The organism is Mesorhizobium sp. M0408, from assembly GCF_040321495.1.
In the GTDB taxonomy this organism is placed as follows: Bacteria; Pseudomonadota; Alphaproteobacteria; order Rhizobiales; family Rhizobiaceae; genus Mesorhizobium.
Genome location: NZ_JAMYRO010000015.1, coordinates 29,269 through 50,507 on the forward strand (window position 1 = coordinate 29,269; position 21,239 = coordinate 50,507).

At 62.7% G+C, this 21,239-nt stretch carries 20 protein-coding genes; 11 read left to right on the forward strand and 9 right to left on the reverse strand.

What is annotated here, in order from left to right; translation table 11 throughout:
* Positions 1 to 139: 139 nt before the first annotated feature.
* The gene (locus NKI67_RS33885; protein WP_502894410.1) at positions 140 to 430 is read right to left on the reverse strand and encodes a DUF6894 family protein; all 291 of its coding nucleotides are present in this window, start codon (positions 428 to 430) and stop codon (positions 140 to 142) included.
* A gap of 78 nt (positions 431 to 508) precedes the next feature.
* Positions 509 to 700, reverse strand: coding sequence for a DUF3606 domain-containing protein (locus tag NKI67_RS18670; RefSeq protein ID WP_023677389.1), 192 nt, complete (start codon positions 698 to 700; stop codon positions 509 to 511).
* Positions 701 to 1,110: 410 nt separating this feature from the next.
* On the opposite strand from NKI67_RS18670, the gene NKI67_RS18675 reads away from it, so the two are divergent.
* The 3 genes from NKI67_RS18675 to NKI67_RS18685 all read left to right on the forward strand — a co-directional run bounded on the left by NKI67_RS18675 (position 1,111) and on the right by NKI67_RS18685 (position 2,461).
* On the forward strand, positions 1,111 to 1,410 hold the full coding sequence (locus NKI67_RS18675) for a DUF1236 domain-containing protein (protein WP_023677387.1): 300 nt from the start codon (positions 1,111 to 1,113) through the stop codon (positions 1,408 to 1,410).
* 78 nt (positions 1,411 to 1,488) lie between these two features.
* Complete coding sequence (locus NKI67_RS18680; protein WP_023677386.1) at positions 1,489 to 1,938, forward strand: hypothetical protein; 450 nt, start codon at positions 1,489 to 1,491, stop codon at positions 1,936 to 1,938.
* Between the two features lie 181 nt (positions 1,939 to 2,119).
* Positions 2,120 to 2,461, forward strand: a complete 342-nt coding sequence (locus tag NKI67_RS18685) for a hypothetical protein (protein WP_292663955.1) — start codon at positions 2,120 to 2,122, stop codon at positions 2,459 to 2,461.
* A 64-nt stretch (positions 2,462 to 2,525) separates the two neighbouring features.
* On the opposite strand, the gene ggt is transcribed toward NKI67_RS18685, so the two are convergent.
* From ggt to NKI67_RS18700, 3 genes are all read right to left on the reverse strand, one after another.
* Positions 2,526 to 4,262, reverse strand: a complete 1,737-nt coding sequence (gene ggt, locus NKI67_RS18690; protein WP_023677383.1) for a gamma-glutamyltransferase — start codon at positions 4,260 to 4,262, stop codon at positions 2,526 to 2,528.
* A gap of 279 nt (positions 4,263 to 4,541) precedes the next feature.
* Positions 4,542 to 5,834 carry an L-rhamnose catabolism isomerase gene (gene rhaI / locus NKI67_RS18695; RefSeq protein WP_023677382.1) on the reverse strand — a complete coding sequence of 431 codons (1,293 nt, stop codon included), beginning with the start codon at positions 5,832 to 5,834 and terminating at the stop codon, positions 4,542 to 4,544.
* A gap of 124 nt (positions 5,835 to 5,958) precedes the next feature.
* Positions 5,959 to 8,061 carry a bifunctional rhamnulose-1-phosphate aldolase/short-chain dehydrogenase gene (locus NKI67_RS18700; RefSeq protein ID WP_023677381.1) on the reverse strand — a complete coding sequence of 701 codons (2,103 nt, stop codon included), beginning with the start codon at positions 8,059 to 8,061 and terminating at the stop codon, positions 5,959 to 5,961.
* A gap of 187 nt (positions 8,062 to 8,248) precedes the next feature.
* On the opposite strand from NKI67_RS18700, the gene NKI67_RS18705 reads away from it, so the two are divergent.
* From NKI67_RS18705 to NKI67_RS18735, 7 genes are all read left to right on the forward strand, one after another.
* Positions 8,249 to 9,058: a DeoR/GlpR family DNA-binding transcription regulator gene (locus tag NKI67_RS18705; protein WP_023677380.1), complete on the forward strand. Its 810-nt coding sequence runs from the start codon at positions 8,249 to 8,251 to the stop codon at positions 9,056 to 9,058.
* A 55-nt stretch (positions 9,059 to 9,113) separates the two neighbouring features.
* Positions 9,114 to 10,109: a rhamnose ABC transporter substrate-binding protein gene (gene rhaS, locus NKI67_RS18710; protein ID WP_023677379.1), complete on the forward strand. Its 996-nt coding sequence runs from the start codon at positions 9,114 to 9,116 to the stop codon at positions 10,107 to 10,109.
* Positions 10,110 to 10,192: 83 nt separating this feature from the next.
* On the forward strand, positions 10,193 to 11,734 hold the full coding sequence (locus tag NKI67_RS18715; RefSeq protein ID WP_023677378.1) for a sugar ABC transporter ATP-binding protein: 1,542 nt from the start codon (positions 10,193 to 10,195) through the stop codon (positions 11,732 to 11,734).
* Positions 11,731 to 12,708 carry an ABC transporter permease gene (locus NKI67_RS18720; protein ID WP_023677377.1) on the forward strand — a complete coding sequence of 326 codons (978 nt, stop codon included), beginning with the start codon at positions 11,731 to 11,733 and terminating at the stop codon, positions 12,706 to 12,708. The genes NKI67_RS18715 and NKI67_RS18720 overlap by 4 nt, the downstream gene beginning before the upstream one ends.
* The gene (locus tag NKI67_RS18725; RefSeq protein ID WP_023677376.1) at positions 12,705 to 13,706 is read left to right on the forward strand and encodes an ABC transporter permease; all 1,002 of its coding nucleotides are present in this window, start codon (positions 12,705 to 12,707) and stop codon (positions 13,704 to 13,706) included. Before NKI67_RS18720 ends, NKI67_RS18725 begins: the two co-directional genes overlap by 4 nt.
* Positions 13,706 to 14,023, forward strand: a complete 318-nt coding sequence (rhaM, locus tag NKI67_RS18730; RefSeq protein WP_023677375.1) for an L-rhamnose mutarotase — start codon at positions 13,706 to 13,708, stop codon at positions 14,021 to 14,023. The genes NKI67_RS18725 and rhaM overlap by 1 nt, the downstream gene beginning before the upstream one ends.
* Entirely contained in the window at positions 14,020 to 15,390 is a 1,371-nt protein-coding gene (locus tag NKI67_RS18735; RefSeq protein WP_023677374.1) for an FGGY-family carbohydrate kinase, read from the forward strand. Before rhaM ends, NKI67_RS18735 begins: the two co-directional genes overlap by 4 nt.
* Positions 15,391 to 15,426: 36 nt before the next feature.
* Here NKI67_RS18735 and NKI67_RS18740 read toward each other — a convergent pair whose 3' ends face one another.
* The gene (locus NKI67_RS18740) at positions 15,427 to 16,677 is read right to left on the reverse strand and encodes a D-amino acid dehydrogenase (RefSeq protein WP_023677373.1); all 1,251 of its coding nucleotides are present in this window, start codon (positions 16,675 to 16,677) and stop codon (positions 15,427 to 15,429) included.
* A gap of 43 nt (positions 16,678 to 16,720) precedes the next feature.
* Complete coding sequence (gene galE, locus NKI67_RS18745; RefSeq protein ID WP_023677372.1) at positions 16,721 to 17,716, reverse strand: UDP-glucose 4-epimerase GalE; 996 nt, start codon at positions 17,714 to 17,716, stop codon at positions 16,721 to 16,723.
* A 265-nt stretch (positions 17,717 to 17,981) separates the two neighbouring features.
* On the opposite strand from galE, the gene hemA reads away from it, so the two are divergent.
* Entirely contained in the window at positions 17,982 to 19,259 is a 1,278-nt protein-coding gene (hemA, locus tag NKI67_RS18750) for a 5-aminolevulinate synthase (RefSeq protein WP_023677371.1), read from the forward strand.
* 53 nt (positions 19,260 to 19,312) lie between these two features.
* Here the strand turns inward: hemA and NKI67_RS18755 are convergent, their stop codons facing one another.
* Positions 19,313 to 20,479 carry a pyridoxal phosphate-dependent aminotransferase gene (locus NKI67_RS18755; protein ID WP_023677370.1) on the reverse strand — a complete coding sequence of 389 codons (1,167 nt, stop codon included), beginning with the start codon at positions 20,477 to 20,479 and terminating at the stop codon, positions 19,313 to 19,315.
* Positions 20,480 to 20,589: 110 nt separating this feature from the next.
* The gene (mscL, locus tag NKI67_RS18760; protein WP_023677369.1) at positions 20,590 to 21,012 is read right to left on the reverse strand and encodes a large conductance mechanosensitive channel protein MscL; all 423 of its coding nucleotides are present in this window, start codon (positions 21,010 to 21,012) and stop codon (positions 20,590 to 20,592) included.
* Between the last annotated feature and the right edge of the window lie 227 nt (positions 21,013 to 21,239).

Below are 21,239 nucleotides of genomic sequence, written 5' to 3' on the forward strand. Positions count from 1 at the left end.
TTGCACCCGATCTGCAGCAGAATCCTGGGAGGTTCCCGCTGCTTAAGATAACAATTAGAGACTTCTAATGTTCCGCGCCAGGGGAAGATGCCGCTGCACCAGAAATCTGATGATGGTCGGCGCGATGATGATCGAGCCGTCAGTTCGTGCGCAAGTCGATCTGGAAAATCCGCTCGTCGAAGTGCCGCGTTTCAACGGCAAAGGTCAAAGCCACTTCAAGGACCAGACCGCCACGGTCGTCCCGGACCTTGACTGCAATCCTGCGATGAGGAAGGCCATCCCTGGCCATCTCGGCCAATGTGCGAAGGGCTTCTTTCCTGAGCAGCGGGAGATCGTCATATAACGTTCCCTGATCGTCGGAATAGACGATTCCGTCTTCATCGGAATCGAAGAAGTAGCGGGGCATTGCGCTTGGCCGAAGCGGCGGCATCCGAGCACGTTGTCGATTGCTGGCCGGATCTCGGCCGATCGCGATCAGCGCCTCTCCACCGTTGGCTTCGCCGCCAGCTCACTTGCGCTCGCGCAATGCCTTCACCGCCTGCGAGAGGATCATCCGGTCGCCGCCGGTCCTTTTGATCAACTTGCTCACCTGGCTGGGCGAAACACCATTTTCCCGCGCGAAATGTTCGACCTCATAATATTCATCCGCCGAAACGCGATTGCGGTCGCTGAAGTCTCGCTTGGTCTTGTCGTCGGCCATTTCTGTTCTCCTCGCCTCAGGGCCAACTTTGGACTGACGCACGCTGCAATCGAGGGTTCGCCCGCCACCAAAGTGACGCGCGAACCCTATCGGCGCAGGAAGGGACAAGGCTGCGCAGATGCTGTATTCGATCGAAATGGAAACAGCCAGGATCGGTGCGAGCCGCCATCGATATTTTCCAAAGAATCCTCCCGGCACGTGCAGCCAGCAACGGCTAGGTGCCGCGGCGGTTCCGGGTCACGCGGCAAACCCGCCCTTTGCGCGCAAGGATCAGACTTAGGTCCTGCGGCAACACGTCGGTTGGTCCCTGCCGGGCGGGACCGAAGCCCGTCGACGGAACGTTTTCAGCTGCCTTCCGTTCGAATGAGCCTTGGCGCGAAGAGCGGACCGAGTTCGCAAAGGAGACGACCATGAGAATGCATCTTTCCACCGCGGTGGCGGGATTTTTGCTGCTGGCAGGCATCGGCGCCGCTGCAGCGCAAGACGTTGTCATCGAACCGCAGCAGGAAACGGTCATCAAGGAGTATGTGAAAAAGCAGCCGCTGGCCTCGGTGAAAATCCCTGGGGTGGAGCTCAACATCGGCTCGGCGCTCCCCGATACCGTCGAGCTTCATGAAGTCCCCAGTGTCAAATACCGCTATGTCATCGTCGACAACCGCACCGTCGTCGTCGACCCAGGCACGCGCAAGATCGTCGAGATCATCGAGTGACGTGAAAGCTCGGGCAGTCGTCGCTCAGCAGGAACCCGCCGTACCGTCGAGGGCCGGGGGGCCTCACAGGCAGTTTCAATGCGAACAATCAGCAGACTTTTTGATTCCCATGACCAGGCGGCGCGTGCCGTCGAAGCACTTCAGGCGGCAGGAATTGCGCGCCACCAGATCAGTATCATCGGACCCTACGACGACGAAATCGGCGCCGTCTTGCGCGGTCCAGGCACCGGTGCCGCTCTTGGCGCGGCAGCCGGTTTGTTGGCCGGCCTCGGCGCGTTCGATATCCCCGGCATCGATCCCCTCGGCGCGGGATGGCTGGCATCGGCCCTCGTCGGTGCAGCCTTGGGCTGTGTTGCCGGCAGACTTTTCGACACATTGTCCGATATCGGCAAGCAGCCAGACCAGACGAATGCCGCACCAGGTGTGATCCTGGTGCTGGCGCATGTCGATGAAAGGCAGGCCGACACCGCACAGGCGGTGCTTGGGGCTTCCGTTCAGGCAACGCAGTCTTTGGCCAGGGCGGCATGAAGATTCAGCTCGGGCAAAGCGCTTGACCAGGCCGCGCAGCGGGGCGGCGATCCAAGCGCGAATTCAAAAATCTCTGGCAAGCCGTCGCCAGAAAGTGTTGAACACCGTGCCGATCACATTCGGCGAGCGGTTGCGCTCGACGAGGCTTGATGATTTGCTGTCGGTTTGCGGAGAACGAATAATGCATGAGCCTGTCGGTCAAGACGAATATGGGTCGACCAGCCCGTTCGATCCGGACGATCTGTCGAGGTTGAACGCAATCGGCCCGAGCGCCGGCAGCAACGATTTCGAAAAATACGCAGTCGCCGTGATCATCGTGTTCGGCGCCCTGATCATCGGTGGCCTGATGGCTGCCGGCTTGAGCTTCGGGCGCCGCAGCACCTTCTTTTTCGCGCTTGGTGGCGCCACTGCAGCATGGATATCCGGCAATGCGCTTCTGCTCGACCGGCCGCGCATCTACGCCCTGTTCGTCGGCATCGCGGCGCTGATGCTGATAGCGTCGACGATCGCGCTGGTCACCTGAAGCAAGGCGCAATCTTCTTGTTGACCATGATCTTATCCGAAAACCGGTTCCCACTTTTTGGGGTTTAATACCCGATAGCCTTGCCGGCTGCGGCGCGGCTGTCGATGGCGCCATTGTAGCGGGCGCCGCCACCCTTCTCGATTTCCGCCAGGCTCTTGCCGCCGACCAGGATGCCGGCCGCCTGGCCCCAGGTCGTGTCGGCAAGATCGAGGCGGTAGCCCATGCCGGTAAGCAGCTTTTCGGTATCGGGCGACAGGCCGAAGGGTTCGATATAGACCGTGTCAGGCAGCCACTGGTGATGGATGCGCGGCGCGTCGATGGCCTCCTGGATGTTCATGCCGTGATCGACGACGTTGACGATCGCCTCCAGCGTGATGGTGATGATGCGTGAACCGCCGGGGCTGCCGATGACCATGAACGGCTTGCCGTCTTTGGCGAGGATGGTGGGGCTCATCGACGACAGCGGCGTCTTTTTCGGCGCAATCGCATTCGCCTCGCCCTGGACGAGGCCATAGAGATTGGGCACGCCGGGTTTCTGGGTGAAATCGTCCATCTCGTTGTTGAGCAGGATGCCGGTGCCGGCGGCGACGACGCCGGCGCCGAAAGAGCCGTTCAGCGTGTAGGTTACCGCGACGGCATTGCCGTCATTGTCGATGATCGAAAAATGCGTCGTCTCGTTGCTCTCGCCAAAGCCCTTCGGCATCAATTCCTGCGAGACGCCGGCCCGGAACGGATCGATCTTTTCGCGAATTTCCCTGGCGTAATTCTTGTCGAGCAGTTTTGCGACCGGATTGTCGATGAAGCCGGGATCGCCGAGCGCCGAATTGCGGTCGACATAGGCGTGGCGCATCGCCTCGACCATGACGTGAACCGTCTCGGCCGAACCGGCGCCGAGATAGGACAACGGATAGAACTCAAGCACGTTGAGGATCTCGCAGATGATGACGCCGCCGGAGCTCGGCGGCGGCGAGGAAATGATCTCGTAGCCGCGGTAATTGCAGGTCGCCGGCTTGAGCTCGCGCACCGCATAGTTTTCGAAATCAGCCCTGGCCAGAATGCCGCCCTTCTCGCCACTCGCCTTGACGATGGCGTCGGCGGTCGCGCCTTTGTAGAAGGCATCCGCCCCGCGTTCGGAAATGGCGGCAAGCGAAGCCGCGAGATCGGGCTGAACAAGGCGCTCGCCGACAGCATAAGGCTTGCCGTCCGGCTTGAGGAAAATGGCCGCCGCCGCTGGGTCCCTGGCCAACCGCTCCGCGCCGCCCTGGAGCGAGGCCGCATCGCCCTGCTCCAGCACGAAGCCTTCTTTGGCAAAGCGGATGGCCGGCGCCAGCAAGTCCTGCCGCGACAGCGTGCCGTATTTCTCCCGCGCCATTTCGAAACCAGCGACCGAGCCCGGCACGCCGACCGCCAGATAGCCGTCGAGACTGGCGCCTTTTACCGGCTTGCCGTCCTTGTCGAGATACATGGTTTTGGTCGCGGCCAGCGGCGCGCGCTCGCGAAAATCGAGGAAGGTCGAGCGGCCGTCCTTGAAGCGGATGGTCATGAAGCCGCCACCGCCGATATTGCCGGCGGTCGGATAGACCACGGCCAGCGCATAGCCGACGGCGACGGCGGCATCGACCGCGTTGCCGCCCTGCTTCAGCACCTCGACGCCGACCTCAGACGCAAGGTGCTGGGCGGTCACCACCATGCCGTGCTCGCCCTTCGCCGGCTGCGGCGAGGCGGCATAGGCGAGGAAGGGTACGAAGGTCAGGGTGAGGGAAAGGCTTACGGCGATTAGGGTTCGGCGGGTGTTGTGCATGGCCGTCCTCCGAGGCGTGGGGTAGGCCTAGGAAAGCGGTTTGGGGAGGCTGAGTCCACTGCTGATGATGGGAAGATTCGACGAGGCTTCGCGCCTTCTATCAACACCTGGGGTTCCTCGCCCCCATTCATGGGGGAGAGGAAGCCAAGCTGAACGCCGACAGGCAATTTTGTTCTTGCTTTGTGCCGGCAGCTATGCTACTAATCTGGCGGTGGTGCTAATTGGCTCCCACGACCCGCCCTTCCCCTTCGTGGCGGGTTTTTCATTTCGCAGCCACCTTCAAACAATCCCGCCGCCGACGCTCGCCACCGCCGGCCGTTCGGCTGCGACCTTCGCTCGGTAGCCGGCGGCGCGGTAGGCGGCGACCGGATCGATGGCGCCGCCGGTCTTCAGCCGCGCCATGGCAAGGATCGGCTCGACGTCGGTGCGATAGGCTATCTTCAGCGTCTGCGTCGCCATCAGCGCGTCATTGGCGTCCTGGAAACCTTCGAGCGCCTTGCGGTCGACCAGCAGCGCCTGAGCATAGGCGCGCTGCACCTCAATTGCCGACAGCATCAGGCTTTCGATCGGGTCGGTGACGTTGTGGCTCTGGTCGAGCATGTGAGCCGGATCGAACCCTTCTGCACCTGAAAGCTCGGCATCGACCAGTTCATTGAAGACGAGGAACAGCCGGTAGGGATCGATCGAGCCGGCGTCGAGATCGTCGTCGCCGTATTTCGAATCGTTGAAATGGAAGCCGCCAAGTTTCTTGAACTGGATCAGTCGCGACACGATCATCTCGATGTTGACGTTGGGGGCGTGATGGCCAAGGTCGACCAGACAGAACGCCTTGTCGCCAAGCTCTTTGGCGATGATGTAGTTGGTGCCCCAATCCTGCACGACGGTCGAATAGAAGGCCGGCTCGTACATCTTGTGCTCGGTGAACAGTTTCCAGCCGTCCGGCAGTCCGGCATAGATCTCCTTCATCGCGTCGAGATAGCGCTCGAATGCCTTGGCGAAATTGACCTGGCCGGGAAAGTTCGAGCCGTCACCGATCCATACCGTCAGCGCTTTGGAGCCCAGCGTCCTGCCGATCTCGATGCATTCGAGATTGTGCTCGACCGCCTGCCGGCGTGTTGCTGCATCGGCATGCGACAGCGAGCCGAATTTATAGGAAAGTTTTTGGTCCCTGGCGTCGGAGAAGGTGTTGGAGTTGATGGCGTCGAAGCCGAGGCCGAAGCGGGATGCCGCCTGCTTCAGCCGGTTCGGATCGGCCTTGTCCCAGGGAATATGCAGCGAGACGGTCGGCGTCGCCTGCGTCAATTGCCGGATGACGGCGCAGTCCTCGATCTTGTCGAAAATGTCACGCGGCTCTCCGGCGCCGGGAAAGCGGGCAAAGCGGGTGCCGCCGGTGCCGACGCCCCAGGACGGGATGGCGACGGCGAATTTCTCGACCTTGTCGCGGATGGCGTCGATGGCGATGCCGCGGCGGTCGAGGCGCTCGCCGAGAGACTCGTAGTCGCGCTTGAGATTGGCGTTGCGCGCGGCATTGTCTTTCTCGACAACATCGGCGGAGATGATGGTTTCGGACACTAAAGTTTCCTCCCAAATGCGTTCGGTTGGCGCTGCCCCTCATCCGCCTGCCGGCACCTTCTCCCCGTATGGTGACGGGGAGAAGGTAAAGCTCCGGCGTCGGCGCCAACCCTCAAACGACTGCTTATCGCGTAAAGCTCTGTGCGTTGCCGGCGTCGACGTTGATGATGTTGCCGGTCGATTTGGCCGACATATCGGAGGCGAAGAAATAGATCGCCTCGGCGATGTCTTCGGGGAACACCGACCGCTTCAGCATCGAACGCGAGCGGTAGTGCTCCTCGAGATCGTCGGTCGACATCTTGTAGGCGGCGGCGCGCTGTTCCTTCCATTCGCCGGTCCAGATCTTCGAGCCGCGCAGCACAGCGTCGGGGTTGACGACATTGACCCTGATCTGCGCTTCCGCGCCTTCCAGCGCCAGGCAGCGTGCCAGATGGATTTCGGCGGCCTTGGCAGTGCAATAGGCGGCGGCGTTTGGCGATGCGGCAAGCCCATTCTTGGAGGCGACGAAGACGACGTTGCCGCCGATCTTCTGCGCCCGAAACAGCCGGAACGCCTCCCGCGAAACCAGGAAATAGCCGGTCGACAGGATGTCCATGTTCTTGTTCCACAGCGTCAGCGTGGTGTCCTCGATCGGCGCCGAGGAGGCCAGGCCGGCATTGGAGACCAGAATATCGATGCCGCCGAATTCGACCGCCGTTTCGGCAAAGCCGGAGATCACCTGATCCTCGGACGTGACGTTGATGACTACGGGCCGCACGAAATCCTTGCCATAGGCCTTGGCAAGCTCGTCATTGGCGCTGGCAAGGGCTGCTTCGTCGATATCGGCCAGCACGACGCACGCGCCCTCGCGCAGCAGCCGGTTGGCGGTGGCCCGGCCGATGCCGCCGGCGCCGCCGGTGACCAGCGCAATCTGGCCGGCAAGAGCCTTTGGTTTCGGCAGGCGCTGCAGCTTTGCCTCTTCGAGCAGCCAGTATTCGATGTCGAAGGCTTCCTGGTCGGGCAGGCCGACATAGGTCGAGACCGTCGAGGCGCCGCGCATGACGTTGATGGCGTTGACGTAGAATTCGCCCGAAATGCGCGCCGTCGCCTTGTCGCCGGCGAAGGTGAACATGCCGACGCCCGGCATCAGATAGACCACCGCGTTAGGGTCGCGCACCGGAGGCGAGTCGGCGTGCTTGCAGCGGTCATAATAGGCCTGATAGCCGACGCGATACTCCGCCACATCATCGGCAAGACGGGCAATGACGGCATCGACGTCGGGATTTTGGGGGTCGAACTCGATGACCAGCGGCCGGATCTTGGTGCGCAGGAAGTGGTCCGGGCAGGACGTGCCGAGTGCCGCCAGCGGCCGCAAATCCCTGGAATTGACGAATTCGAGCACGGCAGGGGAATCGTCGAAATGGCCGAGCTTGTGGCTGTTCTCCGAGATCAGGCCACGGATCCTCGGCATCAGTTTTGCGGCCACGGCGCGACGCGCAGGCGCATCGAGGGATTTGACGACTTCGCCGCCGAAAATCGGCTTGCCATGGCTCTTGCGCTCGAACCAGTCGATCGCCTGGTTGATCACCGAGATCGTCGTCTCGTAGCATTCCTTCGGCGTGTCGCCCCAGCTGAACAGGCCATGACTGGCCAGTACGACACCCTTGGCTTCGGGGTTTTCGCGGCAGAATTTCTCCAGCCATAGGCCGAGCTCGAAGCCCGGACGTTTCCATGGCAGCCAGCCGATCGTGTCGCCGAAGATTTCCTTGGTCAGCGCCTGCGAATCCTTGGCGGCGGCAATGGCGATGATGGCATCGGGATGCATATGGTCGACATAGGGCTTCGGCACGAAGGCATGCAGCGGCGTGTCGATGGAAGCCGCGCGCGGGTTGAGGTTGAAGGTGCAATGGGGCAGATAGCCGACCATCTCGTCTTCATGTTCGAGGCCGCGATAGAGACCTTTCAGCGCGCGCAATTTGTCCATGTAGAGCGTGGCGAAGCCGTCGAGCTTGATCGAGGCGCTGTCGCCGCCCGAGCCCTTGACCCACAGCACTTCCACGCTCTCGCCGGTGAGCGGATCGTTTTGCCAGATCTTGGAGGAGGTGTTGCCGCCGCCATAATTGGTGACGCGCTTGTCGGAGCCAAGAACATTCGAGCGATAGACCAGACGTTCGGGCTCGCTCATTGCTTGCGCTTTTGCGTCATCCCAAAGATTGGCGAGGCGCGTGCCGGAGCGCTTGTCGAGCATAGGTATCCTCCCTTTGGGACACGCAAACGGCGCGGGTCCCTTTTGTACGAATTTCTACGCAAGCGGCGGTCTTGTCAATCACAAACGATCAACATCAATCATATTGCATTGCACAATGAAATTATCTGATCGGAAATGATTGACACTGCGCGCTTTGGGTGCCTAGATGCTCAGGCAGGGAGGAACCATGCACGAGAAAGAGCGCCACAGGATCATTCTGTCCGCCGTCCAGGAAAAGCCTGTGGTGACGGTGCAGGAGATGGTCGACCTGACGGAGTCGTCGGAGGCGACGATCCGGCGCGACATCGCGGCATTGCATGTGCAAAAACGGCTGCGCCGGGTGCGCGGCGGCGCCGAGGCGCTTTCGCCGCCGCAGTTCATCGGCCTTGCCGGCCGGCCCTTTTCCGTCAACGAGACCATCAACGCTTCGCAGAAGCGGGCAATCGCGCGGGAAGCCGTGGATCTGTGCAAGGACGGCGAGCCGATCATCATCAATGGCGGCACCACCACCTTCCAGATGGTGCATTTCCTGACCGGCCGCCGCATGCCGATCTTCACCAATTCCTTCCCGATCGCGGAGCACTTGCTCAGGCACTCCAAGAACACGGTGATGCTGTCGGGCGGCACCATCTACCGCGAGCAGAACATCATCCTGTCGCCGTTCGACAATGACGTGACGCGCAATTTCTACGCGCGCCGCATGTTCATGGGCGCGCAAGGGCTGGGGCCGCTCGGTCTTATGGAAGGCGACCCGCTGCTGATCCAGGCCGAGCAGAAACTGATCGACCAGGCAGACGAATTGGTGGTGCTGGTCGATTCCTCGAAGTTCCGCAAACGCTCGAGCCTGATCCTGTGCGGCCTGTCGCGCATCGCCACGGTGATCACCGACGACGCCATCGAGGATCGCGAAGCCAAGATGCTGGAGACCGCCGGCGTGACGCTGATCATCGCCCGCACAACGGCAACCAACAAGGAAGAATCTTCGCTGCAGGCCTGAGAACCACTCACGCCCGCAGCGGCGATGGAATGCAACGCTCAAGGGAGGATATTCGATGAGCTTTCTGAAGAAATTGATGGTTACGGCGGCGTTCTCCGCCGCCATGTTCGTGAATGCCGCCTACGCCGAAAACGTCAAGATCGCGCTGGTGGTGAAGTCGCTCGGCAACGGCTTCTTCGACGCCGCCAACAAGGGCGCCGAAGAGGCGGCCAAGGAGCTCGGCGATGTCGACATCATCTACACCGGCCCGACCAAGGCGACCGCCGAAGCGCAGATCGAAGTGGTCAATTCGCTGATCGCCCAGAAGGTCAATGCCATCGCCATTTCGGCGAACGACGCCGACGCGCTGGTGCCAGTGCTGAAGAAGGCGATGCAGCGCGGCATTGCCGTCATCTCGTGGGATTCAGGCGTCGCGCCGGAAGGACGCCAGCTTCACCTCAACCCCTCCGATACCAACCTGATCGGTGAGACCATCATCAAGCTGGCCGCCGACTACCTGCCGGAAGGCGGCGATGTCGCCATCCTGTCGGCTTCTTCGACCGCGACCAACCAGAATGCCTGGATCGACGCGGCCAAGAAGGTGCTGCCGGAGAAGTTCCCCAAGATCAAGCTCGTCGCCACCGTCTATGGCGACGACGACTCGGCCAAGAGCACGGACGAAGCCAAGGGCCTGCTGAAGTCCTATCCGAACCTCAAGGCGATCATCGCACCGACCACGGTCGGCGTCGTTGCCGCCGCGCAGGTGGTGACCGATGAAGGCCTGATCGGCAAGGTCAACGTCACCGGCCTGGCGCTGCCGTCGGAGTTCAAGAAGTTCATCGACAATGGCGCCAGCCAGGCGGTTGCGCTGTGGAACCCGATCGATCTCGGCTACTCCGCCGTCTACCTCGCCCACGACCTGGCGGTGAAGAAGGAAGAGGCCAAGCCCGGTGCTACGCTGTCGATCGGCCGCGTCGGCAAGGTCACGCTCGACGACACCAACTCGGCTGCGATGGCTCCGCCCTTCCAGTTCGACAAGTCGAACATCGAAAAGTTCTCCAAGATCTATTGATCCTGGAGCCTTCGAAACGGTGCGGCGGGGCTCACGTTCCGCCGCGCTTTCAAACGAACCTTGCTACAGGGCTTGATACGATTATGGACACGACAGCCCAGCACGAAGTGGCACATGAAGCGCCTTTGTCATCCGGACCGCGCCTGACGCTGTCCGGCATCTCGAAAAGCTTTCCCGGCGTGCGGGCGCTGCACAATGTCGGCCTGTCGCTCTATCCCGGCCAGGTAACCGCGCTGATCGGCGAAAACGGTGCCGGCAAGTCGACGCTGGTCAAGATCATGACCGGCATCTACCAGCCGGATGCTGGCACGATCAGCATCGACGGCCAGCCGGTCACACTGCCCAGCGCCCACGCCGCGTTCGGGCATGGCATCACCGCCATCCACCAGGAAACCGTGCTGTTCGACGACCTGACGGTGGCCGAAAACATCTTCCTCGGCCATGCGCCGCGCACGCGTTTCAAAACCATCGACTGGCGCACCATGCGCAAGAATGCCCGCGAGGTGCTCGACACGATGGGCGCCGGCCATATCGACGCCGACGCCAGGCTGAAGGATCTCGGCATTGCCAACAAGCACCTAGTCGCGGTTGCCCGCGCCATGTCCATCGACGCGCGGATCGTCATCATGGACGAGCCGACGGCAGCGCTTTCGATGAAGGAGATCGAAGAGCTTTTCCTGCTGATCGAATTCCTCAAGAGCGACGGCAAGGCGATCCTGTTCATCAGCCACAAATTCGATGAGATCTACCGCATCGCCGACCGCTATACCGTGTTCCGCGACGGCGAGATGGTCGGCGAAGGCCTGATCAAGGATGCCGGCCAGAGCCAGATCGTGCGCATGATGGTCGGCCGCTCGGTCGATCACATCTTTCCGCAGCGCAAGGCCGAGATCGGCGCGCCGGTGCTGGCCGTCTCCGGCCTGTCGCACCCGACCGAGTTCGACGACATAGGCTTCGAGCTGCACAGGGGCGAAATCCTCGGCTTCTACGGCCTTGTCGGCGCCGGGCGCAGCGAGGTGATGCAGGCGATATCAGGCATCACCCGCACCAGCGGCGGCACGATCACGCTGGAGGGTAAGGCAATCGCGCCGAAATCGGCGGCGGATTCGATCTACGCCGGCATCGTCTATGTGCCGGAGGAGCGCGGCAAGCAAGGCGTGGTGATCGGCCTGCCGATCTTCCAGAATGTCTCGCTGCCCTCGCTCAAACGGACATCCAAATCCGGCATATTGCGGCTGGCCGAAGAGTTCGCGCTGGCCCGCTCCTATACCGAGCGGCTCGATCTGCGCGCCTCCTCGCTCAGCCAGGACGTCGGCACGCTGTCGGGCGGCAACCAGCAGAAGATCGTCATCGCCAAATGGCTGGCGACCGCGCCCAAGGTGATCATCCTGGACGAGCCGACCAAGGGCATCGACATCGGCTCGAAGGCGGCCGTGCACGGCTTCATGGCCGAGCTCGTCGCGCAAGGCCTGTCGGTGATCATGGTGTCGTCCGAATTGCCGGAAATCCTCGGCATGTCGGACCGCGTCGTCGTTATGCGCGAGGGCCGCATTGCCGCGGTCTACGACAATAAAGGGCTCGACGCCGAAACCTTGGTCAGGACGGCAGCGGGGATCGCGGCATGAAGGCTCTTCTCAAATATCGCGAGGTCTGGCTGCTGGCGGCAATCGTCGTGCTGATCGGGCTGATCTCCACGCGGTTTCCAGGTTTTGCCGATCCGGCCAACCTGCGCCAGGTGTTCAACGACACGTCGATCCTGATGATCCTGGCGCTCGGCCAGATGGTCGTCATCCTGACCCGCTCGATCGACCTGTCGATGGCTTCAAATCTCTGCTTCACCGGCATGGTGGTGGCAATGCTGAACGCCGCGCATCCGGCGATCCCGATCCCGCTGCTGATCGTCATCGCACTGCTGGTCGGCCTGGTGCTCGGCGCCATCAACGGCCTGCTGGTATGGCGGCTGAACATTCCCTCGATCGTGGTAACGCTCGGCACCCTCACCATCTACCGCGGCGCCACGTTCGTCATTTCAGGCGGCGCCTGGGTCAACGCCGACCAGATGAGCGCTGAGTTCATCGGGTTGCAGCGCGCGGCTTTCCTCGGTATTCCGGTACTGTCGTGGATCGCCCTGCTGGTTATTGCGCTGTTCTTCCTCGTGATGACGCGCACCGCGCTCGGCCGCTCGATCTATGCCATCGGCGTCAACCCGACCGCATCGATCTATGCCGGCATCGATGTCGGCCGGACGAAATTCATCGTCTTCTGCATCTCGGGGATGATCGGCGGCCTCTGTGGCTATCTGTGGATCTCGCGCTACGTCATCGCCTCGGTCGAGGTCGCGAATGGCTATGAGCTCAATATCATCGCCGCCTGCGTCATCGGCGGCATTTCGATTGCCGGCGGCATCGGTTCGGTCGGCGGCGCGGTGCTCGGCGCGCTGTTCCTCGGCATCATCTCCAACGCGCTGCCGGTCATCAATATCTCGCCCTTCTGGCAGATGGCGATTTCAGGCAGCGCCATCATCCTGGCCGTGGTGCTCAACGCGCGCGGCGAACGCCGGCAAGGCCGCATCATTCTCAAAAAGGCGGAAGCGGCATGACCGACACCCCTGCCCCACGCCACATTCCCGATCGGCTCGACAAGCCGCTGACGTCGGCGATCTTCTCATGGGAGGCGCTGCTGGTCGTCGTGGCGGTTGCCATCTTTGCCGTCAACAGCTTTGCCTCGCCCTACTTCCTCGACGCGTGGTCGCTGTCGGACCTGACCTTCAACTTTACGGAAAAGGCGCTGATCGCGCTGGCCATGGCGCTGCTGATCATCTCGGGCGAAATCGACCTGTCGGTGGCCGCCATCATCGCGCTGGCGTCAACAATGATGGGAATGGCGGTGCAGGCCGGCGCCGGCATGCCTGAACTGGTGGCAATCGGCCTCGTCGTCGGGCTCGGCTGCGGCGCCTTCAACGGACTGCTCGTCACCAGGCTCGGCTTGCCGTCGATCGTCGTCACCATCGGCACGATGAGCCTGTTTCGCGGCATTGCCTTCATCATCCTGGGCGACCGGGCCTACAAGGGCTATCCCGCGAGCTTCGCCTTCTTCGGCCAGGGCTATGTCTGGTGGGTGGTGTCGTTCGAACTGACGCTTTTCCTGGTCGCGGCAGTCGTCTACTGGTTCCTTCTGCACCGGACGAGCTTCGGCCGCCGGGTCTTTGCCATCGGTAACAACCCGGTCGCGGCGCAGTTTTCCGGCGTACGCGTCGGCCGTATCAAATTCATCCTGTTTTGCCTGACCGGCCTGATGGCGGGCATCGCCTCGGTGCTGATCACATCGCGGCTCGGCTCGACCCGGCCGTCCATCGCACAGGGCTACGAGCTGGAAGTCATCACCATGGTGGTGCTCGGCGGCGTCAGCATCCTGGGCGGCGCCGGCAGCATTCTGGGTGTGATGCTGGCCGCCTTCATCATGGGACTGGTGACCTTCGGCCTCGGCCTGCTCAACGTGCCGGGGATCGTTATGTCGATCTTCATCGGCCTGCTGCTGATCATCGTCATCGCGCTGCCGATCCTGTGGCGGCGAGTACGGCGGGAGCGCTTTGCCTGATGCCGGAGAAATACGCGTTCAAGATGAAGCTCAATCCGGGCATGAAGGCCGAATACAAGAGGCGCCACGACGACATCTGGCCGTCGCTGGTCGCGCTGCTCAAGCAGGCCGGCGTATCTGATTACTCGATCCACCTCGACGAGGAGACCAACACCTTGTTCGGCGTGCTGTGGCGCCGTGACGACCATGGCATGGACGAATTGCCGAAGCATCCGGTGATGCAGCGTTGGTGGGCCGAGATGGCGGACATCATGGAGACCAAGCCGAACAACGAGCCGGTGGCGGTGCCGCTGGAAACAATGTTCCATATGGAATGACCCGCCACGTCGCCGTCATCGATATCGGCAAGACCAACGCCAAGGTGGCGCTGGTCGATCTTGCCGCAGCAAGCGAAGTCGCGCTGCGCAGGATGGTGAACGAGCCGGTTCGGCAAGGCCCATACCCGCACCATGACGTCGAGCGGTTATGGGCGTTTATCCTTGGCAGCCTGGCCGAGATCGATCGCGAGCAGCGCATCGATGCGATATCGATCACCACCCATGGCGCAACGGGCGTGCTGGTCGACGCATCAGGCGAACTGGCGCTGCCGGTGCTCGACTACGAATTCGACGGGCCGGATGCCCTTGCCGGGGACTATGACACGATCCGTCCGGCGTTCTCCGAGACCGGCACGCCGCGCCTGCCGGCCGGCCTCAATCTCGGCGCACAGCTGTTCTGGCAGCAGAAGCGCTTTCCGGCGGATTTCGCCGGAACCGCCGCGATCCTGATGTATCCGCAATACTGGGCCTTGCGCCTGACCGGCGTCGCCGCCAGCGAGGTGACTTCGCTCGGCTGCCACACCGATCTGTGGAACCCGTGGAAAGCGGATTTTTCGTCGCTGGTCGACCGGCTGGAATGGCGCCGGCTAATGGCGCCGGTGCGGCCGGCGAAGGACCGCCTCGGGCCGATCCTGCCCGCGCTTGCGACACGGACCGGGCTCGACCCGCAAACGCCGGTGTTTTGCGGCCTGCACGATTCCAACGCCTCGCTGCTGCCGCATCTCCTGTCCGACAGACCGCCTTTCTCCGTGGTCTCGACCGGCACCTGGGTGGTGTCGATGGCGATTGGCGGCAACAAGATCGCGCTCGACCCGGCACGCGATACGCTGGTCAATGTCAACGCGCTCGGCGATCCCGTGCCCTCGGCGCGCTTCATGGGTGGCCGCGAGTTTTCCGTGCTGACCGAGGGCCAATCGGAGAACTGGACGGAAGACGATGTTGCCACGGTGCTGGCGCGCAAGACGTCCCTATTGCCCTCGACCCAACAGGGTTCGGGGCCGTTTCCGCATCATACCGCATCATGGCTTAACGCGGACGGTATGAGCGTCGGCCAGCGCTTTGTCGCCATCTCGTTCTACCTGGCGCTGATGACCGCGACCTGCCTCGACCTGATCGGCGCGGACGGTCCCACCATCGTCGAAGGACCCTTCGCCCGCAACCGGCTGTTCACCCGCATGCTGGCTGCGGCGGCGGCGCGCGCCGTCATTGCCTCCGAGGCTGCGACAGGCACCAGCATCGGCGCCGCCTTGCTGGCGTCGGACCAGGGGACACCGCAAGGCAGAGGCGAAAGGACCGAACCGTCGGCCGATCCACTCTGGACAAGTTACGTGCGCTCCTGGCGTTCGGCGGTCGACGAACGAACCTGACCGCCGAGCTCATGGCGCCCTGATGTCTGGAGATGCCTAGTTCCTGTAGAGCAATCCTTGCGGATCGATCTCCGGCTTGCGGCCGGCGACCACGTCAGCAAGGAATTTTCCCGAACCGCAGGCCATGGTCCAGCCGAGATGGCCGTGGCCGGTGTCGAGGTAGAGATTGTCGTACCGCGCCCGTCCGATGACCGGCACGGAGTTAGGCATCATCGGGCGAAGTCCAGCCCAGAGCTCAGCCTTGCTCTCGTCGAAAGCGCCGGGGAACAGGTCCTTGCCGGTGTTCAGGATCGAGTTGAAATCGCGTGGCTTGAACGTGCGGTCGAACCCGGTGAACTCCGCCGTCGAGGACATCCGCAGCCGATTTCCCAGCCTGGAATAGCCGATCAGCCGGTCCTCGTCGGCGCCACCCATGATCGGCCCCTTGCTTTCATCTTCCAGCGGAACAGTCACGGTATAGCCCTTCACGGGATAGACGGGCAGGTCGATGCCGTAGCGGCGGCCGAGCAGACCGCTCTCCGGCCCCATGGAAATGACCACCGCGTCACCGGCCACCGGGCCGGCCGAGGTCATCACCGCGCGCACCCGGTCGCCGTCGATGTCAAGGCCTTCAACCGTGGTGCCGTAGAGGAATTGGACGCCGAGTTTCTCGGCGGCATAGGCAGCGAGGCGCTGCGTGAATTGGCTGGAGTCGCCGGTCTGGTCGATCGGCGAATAGACGCCGCCGGCTATCTTGTCCTTGGCGCCGGCAAGGCCGGGCTCGAGCTCGACCAGCCGGTCGCGGCCGACGATCTCGATCGGCAGGCCGTGTTCGCCGAGATAGCGATAATTGTCGGTGCCGGTATCGAAGCTCTGCTGCGAGCGGAAGAAATAGAGAATGCCTTTCTTGCGCTCGTCATAGTGGATGCCGGTTTCGGCCGAGACGGCGTTGATGCAGTCGCGCGAATAGAGCGCCAGACGCAGCTTGACGTCGGTGTTGGCGCGCATGCGCTTATGCGTGCACTGGCGCAGGAAGCGCAGGCTCCAGGCGAAAAAATACGGATCGAAGCGCAGCCGCACCTTGATGCCGAGATCGTGGTTGTAGAGGCCGCGCAGGAACGTCTTCAGCGCGGCTGGCGAGGCCCAGGCGGTGGCGTCTCCGGGCGACACCAGGCCGGCATTCGACCGGCTGGTGCCGCGTGCCGCCGCCGGATGGCGCTCGATCACCGTCACCTCATGGCCGTCGCTGGCCAGATAATAGGCCGCCGCCGTACCGACGACGCCCGCCCCAAGCACCAGGATTTTCATTCCGCCCCCAGCGCGCTGAACCAACCTTTGCGGAGAGCCCACTTCACCCCAGAGCCGAATTCTTGCTGGTCAGGATGCGCTCCCAGGCAAGCGCATCGGCAACGATCCGGTCGAGGTTGTCGCGCTGCGGGGTCCAGCCGAGCTCGCCGCGCGCCAGCTCCGAATTGGCGACGACCGCGGCGGCGTCGCCGGCGCGGCGATCGCCCATCCGTACCTCGAAATCATGGCCGAAGACGCGGCGGACGCTGTCGATGACCTCGAGCACCGAATAGCCGTGGCTGTAACCACAATTGGCGACCAGGCTCGATCCGCCGGCACGCAGCCGCTGAAGCGCCAGCCGATGCGCCGCCGCCAGGTCGCTGACGTGGATATAGTCGCGCATGCAGGTACCGTCCGGCGTCGGATAGTCGGTGCCGAACACCTGCATGAAGGGGCGCTTGCCGAGCGCCGTCTCGCAAGCGACCTTGATCAGATGCGTGGCACCGGGCGTCGACTGGCCGGTGCGGCCCTTCGGATCGGCGCCGGCGACGTTGAAATAGCGCAGCGCCGTATAGCGCAACCCATGGGCAATTGCCGCGTCGCGCAGCATCCATTCGCTCATCAGCTTGGACAGGCCATAGGGCGATTCCGGCGCAGGCCGGGCATCCTCGCGCACCGGCTCCAGGCCGGCGCCGCCATAGACGGCGGCGGTCGAGGAAAAGATAAAATTGGGCACGCCTTCGCGCACCGCAGTCTCGATCAAGGTGCGCGTCTTGCAGGTATTGTTCTCGTAATAGGCAAGCGGGTCGGCGACCGATTCGGGGACCACGATCGAGCCGGCGAAATGGATGATCGCGTCGACCTTATTGTCGCGAATGATCGAGGCGACCAGTTCCCTGTCGGCGACGTCGCCGACGACGAGCTTTGCTTCCGGGGCCACCGCCCATTCAAAGCCGGTAGAAAGCCGGTCGAGGACGACGACGTTGTCGCCCGTGTCCAGCAATTCCCAGACCATATGGCTACCGATATAGCCGGCACCGCCTGTCACCAAAACCGTCATCCGCATCCTCGCTATTCATGATTTATCGGAACTGTCTCAATCGTCGCCGTACTGGAAAACTCGCCGCCAGGCCATTAAAACCTGCGGTAACCAGTCTCATCGGCGCGTGGCATTGTCGTGAAACAAGATTGATCCACATCAAGGGAATAGGCCACGTTCCGTGGTCGTTAGGAACAGGCTCGGGGCGTGGCATTTTGACCAAAAAGGCCAGGTGGACGACGAATGGGCCAATGACTATGATCCCGCGCAAAACTGGGAAGGCGACATGAACTATCAGCGGTTTTTCGAGGAAGCGATCGACCAGCTCCATGCGGAGCGTCGCTACCGCGTCTTCGCCGACCTTGAGCGTATTGTCGGGAAATTCCCGCGCGCCATCTGGCGCGCCAATGGCCGCGCCGAGGAAATCACCGTCTGGTGCTCCAACGACTATCTCGGCATGGGCCAGCATCCCGACGTCATTGCCGCGTTCCAGAAGGCGGCAGGCAAGATGGGGTCGGGGGCCGGCGGCACCCGCAACATCTCCGGCACCAGCAACCCGCTGGTCGAGCTCGAACTGGAGCTGGCCGACCTGCACGACAAGGAAGCCGCACTGGTTTTCACCTCCGGCTTCGTTTCCAACGAGGCGTCGATCTCGACCATTGCAAAGCTGCTTCCCAATTGCCTGATCATCTCGGACGAGCTCAACCACGCTTCGATGATCGAGGGCGTGCGGCGCTCAGGCGCCGAGAAGAAGATCTTCCGTCATAACGACGTCGCGCATCTCGAAAGCCTGCTGCAGACGGCCGGCCGCGAGCGCGCCAAGCTGATTGTCTTCGAGAGCGTCTATTCGATGGACGGCGACATCGCGCCGATCAAGCAGATCGTCGATCTCGCCGAGCGTTACAACGCCATGACCTACATCGACGAGGTCCACGCCGTCGGCATGTACGGGCCGCGCGGCGGCGGCATCACCGAGCGCGAAGGGCTGGCCGACCGCATCGACATCATCGAGGGCACACTGGCCAAGGCGTTCGGCACGCTTGGCGGCTACATCGCCGGCAACACTGCGGTGATCGACGCGGTGCGCTCCTATGCGCCGGGCTTCATCTTCACCACGGCGTTGCCGCCGGCGATCGCTGCCGCGGCAACCACCTCGATCCGCCATCTCAAGCGCTCGCAGGCCGAGCGCGATGCGCAGCTGCGTCAGGCGACACGGACCAAGCAAGTGCTGGCCGCGGCCGGCCTGCCGGTGATGGAGTCGCCTACCCACATCGTGCCGCTTCTGGTCGGCGATCCCGAGCTCTGCAAGATGGCCACCGACCGCCTGCTCGGTGTGCACGGCATCTACATCCAGCCGATCAACTACCCGACAGTGCCGCGCGGCACCGAGCGGCTGCGCATCACGCCGACACCGTTCCATTCGGACGCGCTGATCGCGTCGCTGCAGGACGCACTGGTCGAGACATGGGACGCGTTGGGGATTCCGTACGGGTCCGCCGGCCGACCGTCGGTCGCCAAAAGCGATCGCGTCATTCCGCTGCTGGTGCCGAAGTCGGGCGGCTGAAGGTCGTTTAAAACTCTACGCCGAGAACCATTTGGTCGTCAGAGCGAAGTCGCTCAGACAGTCTTCATCCATTTCGCCAGCCTATTTGCCGCTTCCTCGAGCTGGTCGAGGCGGCGGTGGAAGCACAGCCTGAGGAAGGCTTCGCCGCCGGGGCCGAAGGCGGTGCCGGGCGCCAGGCCGACATTGGCGCGGTCGACCATGTCGAAGGCGGCAGCGCGGGAATCGGTGATGCCGTCGACCGCAAAGAACAAATAGAATGCGCCCTGCGGCACTGTGAACCGCGCCCTGCCGGTGGTAGCGAGAATGCCGCAGACCAGGTCGCGCGCCGCCCTCGCCCGCTCCACCTGCTCGACGATGAAGGCGTCGCCTTCGTCGAGGGCGACGACGGCGCCGCGCTGCATGAACTGCGCAACGCCGGAAGTCGAATACTGGACCAGGTTCTCGAACACCTGCTGCAAGGCGGGATGGATCTTGATCCAGCCGATGCGCCAGCCGGTCATCGCCCAGTTCTTGGAAAAGGAATTGACGAACAGGATGCGATCCTCATCGGCCATGATGTCGATGAAGGACGGCGCGCGGCCATGGCCGTAATGAAACAGCGAGTAGATCTCGTCGGCGATGATCCACAGGCCCCTTTCGCGGGCGAGATCGAGGATCGCCTGCAGCGTCTCCTTGTCGGCGGTCCAGCCGGTCGGGTTGGACGGCGTGTTGACGAACAGCGCCTTGGTCCGTGGCGTGATCGCCGCTGCGATCTTGTCGACATCGCAAGACCAGCCATTGCCCGACTGATCGAGCGTGACCGCGACTGGAACGGCGCCCGCGATGCCGGCGGCGGCGGCGAAGTTCGGCCATGCCGGCGACAGGTAGACGAGTTCGTCGCCCTTGCCGGCCACCGCATCGATGGCCATCTGGATGGCATGCATGCCGGAGCCGGTGACGATGAATTCCTCGTTGGCGAAAGTCTTGCCGAAATGCCTGGTGTAGTAGCGGGCGAGCGCCTGCCTGAGTTCAGGAATGCCCCTCTGCCAGGTGTAGAAGGTTTCGCCGCCAGCCATCGCCTTGGCGGCGGCATCGGTGATGAAGGCAGGCGTCGGCAGGTCGCCCTCGCCGGCCCAGAGCGGGATCATGCCGTCGCGGCCGCGGCCGCGATTCATGACGGCGACAATGCCGCTTTCAGGCGCCGCCCGCGCTTCGGCGCGCAGAGTATCGATCAGGGTCATGGATGGTCCGCTTTCGTTTGCTCGACTGCTAGCGTGTTTCAGGGCGGACGAAAACAGAAAACCCCGGCCGCAAGCGACCGGGGTTTTGGTCCAGAAAGTTACCGCAGGCGCTACTTTCTGGCGAGGAGATCGCGAATTTCGGTGAGCAGCGCGACATCGGCCGGCGGCGGAGCGGCCGGGGCGGCCGGTTTCTCGCGCTCCAGCCGCTGGCGCAGATTGTTCACCGCTTTGACCATCAGGAAGATGATGAAGGCGAGGATAAGGAAGTTCAGCGCCACGGTGATGAAGCTGCCATAGGCGAAGACCGCGCCCTGTTTCTTTGCCTCAGCCAGCGATGTGGCGTTAACGGCCGAGGACAAGGGCAGAAAGTAGTTGTTGAAGTCCAATCCGCCCAAAATCGCCCCGATGACCGGCATGATGATGTCGTCGACCAGCGAGGTGACGATCTTGCCGAAGGCAGCGCCAATGATGACGGCGACGGCCAGGTCCATCACATTGCCCCTGGAAATGAATTCCTGAAACTCTTTCAGCATTCGACGCCTCCTTGTCTTGACCGGCCGTTCTGCCGCTCCTCCGGCATCGACCGGCAGGCAGAATAGCAAAAACCTGCGGTTGCAACAGGAGCAAAAGCTGGTTTCAGCCGGTCACGATTGCCCGACGCAGCCGATATAATACGCCGAAAGCCGCGATGGACTCGGTCGCCAAGCTGTGATTGCGTCTGGAAGGCCGGATGAAAAAGCCGGCGCAGGGAGGAAGTTCG

Bases quoted from the DNA above. Each gene is read 5' to 3' on its own strand.
- NKI67_RS33885 (WP_502894410.1), bottom strand. From the start codon at position 430: ATGCCGCCGCTTCGGCCAAGCGCAATGCCCCGCTACTTCTTCGATTCC.
- NKI67_RS18670 (WP_023677389.1), bottom strand. From the start codon at position 700: ATGGCCGACGACAAGACCAAGCGAGACTTCAGCGACCGCAATCGCGTT.
- NKI67_RS18675 (WP_023677387.1), top strand. From the start codon at position 1,111: ATGAGAATGCATCTTTCCACCGCGGTGGCGGGATTTTTGCTGCTGGCA.
- NKI67_RS18680 (WP_023677386.1), top strand. From the start codon at position 1,489: ATGCGAACAATCAGCAGACTTTTTGATTCCCATGACCAGGCGGCGCGT.
- NKI67_RS18685 (WP_292663955.1), top strand. From the start codon at position 2,120: ATGCATGAGCCTGTCGGTCAAGACGAATATGGGTCGACCAGCCCGTTC.
- ggt (WP_023677383.1), bottom strand. From the start codon at position 4,262: ATGCACAACACCCGCCGAACCCTAATCGCCGTAAGCCTTTCCCTCACC.
- NKI67_RS18700 (WP_023677381.1), bottom strand. From the start codon at position 8,061: ATGCTCGACAAGCGCTCCGGCACGCGCCTCGCCAATCTTTGGGATGAC.
- NKI67_RS18705 (WP_023677380.1), top strand. From the start codon at position 8,249: ATGCACGAGAAAGAGCGCCACAGGATCATTCTGTCCGCCGTCCAGGAA.
- rhaS (WP_023677379.1), top strand. From the start codon at position 9,114: ATGAGCTTTCTGAAGAAATTGATGGTTACGGCGGCGTTCTCCGCCGCC.
- NKI67_RS18715 (WP_023677378.1), top strand. From the start codon at position 10,193: ATGGACACGACAGCCCAGCACGAAGTGGCACATGAAGCGCCTTTGTCA.
- NKI67_RS18720 (WP_023677377.1), top strand. From the start codon at position 11,731: ATGAAGGCTCTTCTCAAATATCGCGAGGTCTGGCTGCTGGCGGCAATC.
- NKI67_RS18725 (WP_023677376.1), top strand. From the start codon at position 12,705: ATGACCGACACCCCTGCCCCACGCCACATTCCCGATCGGCTCGACAAG.
- rhaM (WP_023677375.1), top strand. From the start codon at position 13,706: ATGCCGGAGAAATACGCGTTCAAGATGAAGCTCAATCCGGGCATGAAG.
- NKI67_RS18735 (WP_023677374.1), top strand. From the start codon at position 14,020: ATGACCCGCCACGTCGCCGTCATCGATATCGGCAAGACCAACGCCAAG.
- NKI67_RS18740 (WP_023677373.1), bottom strand. From the start codon at position 16,677: ATGAAAATCCTGGTGCTTGGGGCGGGCGTCGTCGGTACGGCGGCGGCC.
- galE (WP_023677372.1), bottom strand. From the start codon at position 17,716: ATGACGGTTTTGGTGACAGGCGGTGCCGGCTATATCGGTAGCCATATG.
- hemA (WP_023677371.1), top strand. From the start codon at position 17,982: ATGAACTATCAGCGGTTTTTCGAGGAAGCGATCGACCAGCTCCATGCG.
- NKI67_RS18755 (WP_023677370.1), bottom strand. From the start codon at position 20,479: ATGACCCTGATCGATACTCTGCGCGCCGAAGCGCGGGCGGCGCCTGAA.
- mscL (WP_023677369.1), bottom strand. From the start codon at position 21,012: ATGCTGAAAGAGTTTCAGGAATTCATTTCCAGGGGCAATGTGATGGAC.